Here is a 4,870-nt window from a genome sequence, read left to right on the forward strand (position 1 = left end):
ACGAAGGCCTTGACCACGCGGATGTTGGAGATGGCTTCGGTGGAGGTGGCGGTGAGGCGCGCCACCGTTTCGCGGATGTCGCGCGAGGCCTCACGCAGCGGCTCCTGGTAGTAGTACGTGATGAGGGCCAGCAGCGGCAGCACCACCAGGTTCACCAGCGCGAGCTTCCAGTTCATGATCACCAGAATGGCGGCCACCACGATGATTGCGACGAGCTGCCCCGACAGCCGCGACGCCGCCGCCTGAATCATCCCCTCCAGCGCATTCGGATCGCTGACGACCCGCGAGCTGAGCGACCCAGACTGCTCGTCGGCAAAGCGCGATACCGGTAGCTTCATGAGATGGTTGTACGCATCCATACGCACGTCGCTCACCACGTGCTGCGTGAGCGCAAAGCTCCAGTACATGCCCGCATACTCGATCAGCGCCCGAAAGAGGTAGAACCCGGCAAACGCGGCGCCGAACCACAGAAAGAGCGTCATGTCGCCTTCCGGAATGACCGTGTCGAAGGCGTAGCGCACAAACTGCGGCCCGAGCGATTCAAGCGCCGCCGTAAAGCTGATAAGCGCCACGAGCGCCAGCACCCGCGCTTTGTAGGGCGCCAGCACGCTCCAGAGCCGCTTCAATATGGCAAGGGTCGACTGGCGCGGCTCGGTGTTGGGGTCGGACATACAGGCTTATCTCGGATACAAAAAAGCGGATACACATGGGGTGGTGCCAGGCATCCTCACGGCAGGCACGAATGGCGTACGCAGGTTCATGCCGTACATGTTCATGCTGTACATGTTGAAGAAAACCGCAGGGGGTGGAGTTCGGAGGCACCGATGTACGCAGACATTCATCCTGCAGGTGGTCTGCATCAGGCGCCCCGTCACCCGCTTCAAGGGGTAGGGGCTGGGGGATGCGGACAGCCATCTGTCAAGACGACGCATGGGGGCGATACCCGCGCCCCCTACCTCAGTCGACGGCACGGGTCGCTCAGGCGGATGCCGGTTCGACATCGCATATCCTACGCTGTCCCGCAAAGCATGAGGCTTTACCTACCCTGCCACATACGATAGCACAGGACGACGTTGATCCTGCACGATCGAAGGCGTAACGACATTCGGACTGAACCGCCCGACGGTCCCAGAACGCCCGAGCCAGCAGGATCGGGATGTTTTTTACGTCTGTGGTGCGTATCCTGTAACTTTTCTTCCTCCTGCGTTTGCCATTGTCGATGCAAACGGCGTCCTTTTTCTGGCCTCCATCTGTCTTTTTTCACCTGCTCCCCCAACCCTCATGGCTACTCCCCTGATCATCGGCGTTGACCTCGGTGGTACCAACATTGAAGCTGCTGCCGTTCGCGGCAGCGAGATTCTCGCCTCGAAGAAAAAGAAGACCCGTGCTTTAGAAGGCGTCGACGTTGTCATCGAGCGGATCGGCAAGACGGTCCGCAAGGTGATGGGTAAGATGAACAACGACGCAAGCGACTATAGCGCGCTATGCATCGGCGCGCCGGGCGCGGTAGACGTGCAGTCCGGGGTCGTCCACTCGGCTCCGAATCTGAACTGGACGGACGTTCCGCTGGGTGAGCGCCTGGAAGACGACCTGGGCCTGCCGGTGCTTGTCGACAACGATGTGAACATCGGGGTTCTTGGCGAGCACGTCTACGGCGCCGGAAAGGGCACGCTCAACATGATCGGTATTTTTGTGGGAAGCGGCATCGGGGGCGGGCTCGTCCTCGACGGCACGCCGCATTACGGCTGGCGCGGCGTGGCGGGCGAGATCGGGCATATGGTGGTACAGCCCCGCGGACGCCAATGCGGGTGCGGACGACACGGCTGCGTAGAAGCATACGCCAGCAAGACCGCGATGGAGGCGATCATCCGCGAGGAGATGGAGAAAGGCCGCTCGACGGACGTGTTCGAGATCATGGACAAGAAGGGCAAGAAGAAGCTCACCAGTAGCGTCATCGAGGCGTCGCTGGAGGCGGGCGATGCGCTGATGGAGGAAGCCATTCAGAACGCGCAGTACTACCTCGGCCTGCTCACTGCCAACCTCGTAAACGTGCTGGATCCGGAGGTCATTGTCTTTGGCGGTGGCGTGGTAGAGCGTCTGGGGCAGGACTTCATCGACCCGATCGGCCGCACGGCTCGCCAGCACTACCTGCAGCGCGAGGGCGCCGAGAAGATCCGCCTCGTCCCCGCTGCCCTGGGCGACGACGCCGGCCCCGTCGGCGCAGGGGTGGTTGCACGCCGCCGCCTCCAGTCGGCGTTGTAGAGGAACGCATCTTCGGCGCGACGTAGTGTCGTGTCAACCCCCATTTTGATGGTTGCCCTGCAATCATCCTCTCAACGAAGCGTGTCGTAGTGAGCGCAGCCCCGCCCCAACGATCCTTTCAGCGCGAGCCTTCTCCAAAAAGCTGCGTGGGCCTTCCTTTGTCATTCCATCTACAGCGCAAGAGTATATTGGCCTCCAACGTGCAAGTGCTCAGGGATGGGCAATTTCTTAAGTACGCGGCTCTGCAACCGAAGATACCCATTAGCAGCCCGAGGGCAATGCGCTTCCATCCACAGCCGCGCTGTTTCGCTATTTAGATACGATGATAGATTTTCGATATCGGCACCTCGTTTCGGTATAGCGTAATAAACCGAATGGCGCGGTACGATGTCGCCGTTCCAGTCAATCCAGAAGTGGGGCTTGGAAGCAACATCTTTAAACAGGATTTTGGGGCGAAGGATATCCTCCATTGGAGGCGTCTCATGCCAACTGTACCATGCTTTCCCGTTCTTCGCAACACAAAACCGGGCCTCCAGCGCTACGCGATGCGACGCAGCCCAATCTCGATACGAACCGAGCTCGTCTTTAGGATACAGATGTCCGGTATCTGTATAGGGACACACAAACCGCTTCGGGGGAGAAGCCAGGTCGACCGTACCAAGCTCGCGTCCGCTTACCGTGGGGCGAAGCCACTGCTGTGAAAGGGTATCAGGCACATCGTCCCTATCGATCACAAAGATTTGATCCCGACCGGTTGCCACGCCTGCGGAGATGCGTACTACCGCATCCCCGAGAACGCCTCCTGTATCCATATCGAGCTGTGCAGCTCCCCGAAGTTGAGCTGCCCAGCTTGCGCCTGACGCTGATAGCGTTGTTTTGTATGTCTCTCCGTTTCGGAGCGTTACTTCTGTTGTAGAGGGCGACGATTTTCGTATCGTTGTGATTGCAGGATACGTGATTCGCCCTTTGAATGCATCCTCACGGATGTGCTCAATCTCTTCAATACGTGCGCTGCCAAGGAGGCGACGCAGCGGCGCTGCTGACTCCACGTAGGTCCACTTTTCTGGAGTCACAAAAGCAAGGAGGCCGCCCGCTTTCAGAAAATTGAGGCTCTGTTCAAAGAAGAGAAAATACAGGTCCATCCGTCCCGATGCCGATGCGAAATGCGCTCGGTACCGTTCTTTTTCGTTGTCAGACAGTTCTTCAATTCCAGCATACGGCGGATTGCCGACGACATAGTCAAACGACCCAAACGTTTGGGGAGACAACGAAAGAAAATCTGCCTTGTGATACGTAACGTGCTGCAGCCCACGGGCCTTTGCACTTTCAATGTGCCGGGGATTTAACTCTACAGCGTGCCCTTCTGGACACGGCCACCCATGCGCTTCGCAGATTCTCTCAACAGCGGCACCAAACGGGCATGCCCCGCTTCCCGGATAGAGGATGCGGTCTCCTTCATTTGGCACCTGATCGCGGAAGAGGCGCTCCACAATGCGATCAGCAAGGTCGGATGGGGTCGGAACGTATCCTTTCATTGGTCACTCCATTCAGGGTGGAGGAGAACGTTGACCTACTTCATTGACCCAAGCACATGGTATGTGAGACGACGTGCAAATCGCTCAAACCAGAGCTCTTCATTGGGTTCAATAAAGTGGCCTTCTGGTCCTTCGGGATCACTGAGCATGAATACGGCTCCATCGACAAGCTGTTGCCGAACCATTCGAAGGCATAAAATCTCGCCGCGCTGTGCGTACGATGCCTCGTCAAAAACGGGATCTACGTCAAAATTCGGCTCGCGTACACGCACGGGGCGGGTTGAGCCCTCTTTTTTAGCCATCAGCATAAGGTACCCGAGCCAGGGGCGGGCCGAAGGAGCAAAAACGCCTTGCTCGTAGGCCTGACGTAAGTCTGTATTACTACCAAGGGCTTCCTCCGTCCGGTTGTTGAGGTTGTTACCGAATGAGCTCGCAATCGACTTGAACTCGATCGCCGCAAGCAAACTGCCTTTATGGACGACAGCGGTATCCCATTCTTTCTCGTGGCGAAAATATCCTGGCAATGTGGCTTGATAATTATGGACGATAGATGTCTGAGGAACACCAAACCTCAGTAGAATATCCTCAATCAAGCTGGCGAATCCGTCCATCTGCTTCCCGCCCAGTACATTGGCCCTGCGCCCCCGCGTGCTATTATCAGACTGTAGCTGTTTTTCTTTCTGGCTGTCCTGTGTTGCCCAAAACCATTTGACGGCCTCCCTGACTTCGCGGTCAATCGTTTCGAAAATCTGGTCTGGGGAATCTTGCTCGCCAGTACCACCGGCTTGATTTGGCGTTTCATTCATGCGTCTTGAGTAATGTGTGATACATGAAAGACCGTAAGCGCAGATAACGACATTGCTCTACGGCGAAGGTAGTGCTATGTCAATGCTCATTGTGATAGTTGCTCTGCAATTATCCTCCCACGAAGCCTGTCATGGTGAGCGAACGGCGAAGCCGGGAGTCGAACCATCTCCTCGGGGCTTGGTAGTGCCAGATGGATAGGAGGCCTTGCCCACTTCGGGGGAGATCTTTATTCGCTACGCTCATCAGTCGCTGCGCTCGTGTCAGAC

Annotated in this window: 4 protein-coding genes; 1 reads left to right on the top strand and 3 read right to left on the bottom strand. The window is 57.4% G+C overall.

What is annotated here, in order from left to right:
- A partial coding sequence (locus PPP56_RS10800) for an ABC transporter transmembrane domain-containing protein (RefSeq protein WP_353564053.1) occupies positions 1-671 on the bottom strand: 671 nt, incomplete at its 3' end.
- Between the two features lie 610 nt (positions 672-1,281).
- On the opposite strand from PPP56_RS10800, the gene PPP56_RS10805 reads away from it, so the two are divergent.
- Positions 1,282-2,262: an ROK family protein gene (locus PPP56_RS10805; protein ID WP_353564054.1), complete on the top strand. Its 981-nt coding sequence runs from the start codon at positions 1,282-1,284 to the stop codon at positions 2,260-2,262.
- 170 nt (positions 2,263-2,432) lie between these two features.
- On the opposite strand, the gene PPP56_RS10810 is transcribed toward PPP56_RS10805, so the two are convergent.
- Complete coding sequence (locus PPP56_RS10810; RefSeq protein WP_353564055.1) at positions 2,433-3,797, bottom strand: Eco57I restriction-modification methylase domain-containing protein; 1,365 nt, start codon at positions 3,795-3,797, stop codon at positions 2,433-2,435.
- A 35-nt stretch (positions 3,798-3,832) separates the two neighbouring features.
- Complete coding sequence (locus PPP56_RS10815) at positions 3,833-4,603, bottom strand: PaeR7I family type II restriction endonuclease (RefSeq protein ID WP_353564056.1); 771 nt, start codon at positions 4,601-4,603, stop codon at positions 3,833-3,835.
- Positions 4,604-4,870: the final 267 nt, after the last annotated feature.

This window comes from Longimonas sp., assembly GCF_040409695.1.
Lineage (GTDB): Bacteria > Bacteroidota > Rhodothermia > Rhodothermales > Salinibacteraceae > Longimonas.

Excerpts from the sequence above, each read along its gene's own strand:
- PPP56_RS10815 (WP_353564056.1), bottom strand. The coding sequence starts at position 4,603 with ATGAATGAAACGCCAAATCAAGCCGGTGGTACTGGCGAGCAAGATTCC.
- PPP56_RS10805 (WP_353564054.1), top strand. The coding sequence starts at position 1,282 with ATGGCTACTCCCCTGATCATCGGCGTTGACCTCGGTGGTACCAACATT.
- PPP56_RS10810 (WP_353564055.1), bottom strand. The coding sequence starts at position 3,797 with ATGAAAGGATACGTTCCGACCCCATCCGACCTTGCTGATCGCATTGTG.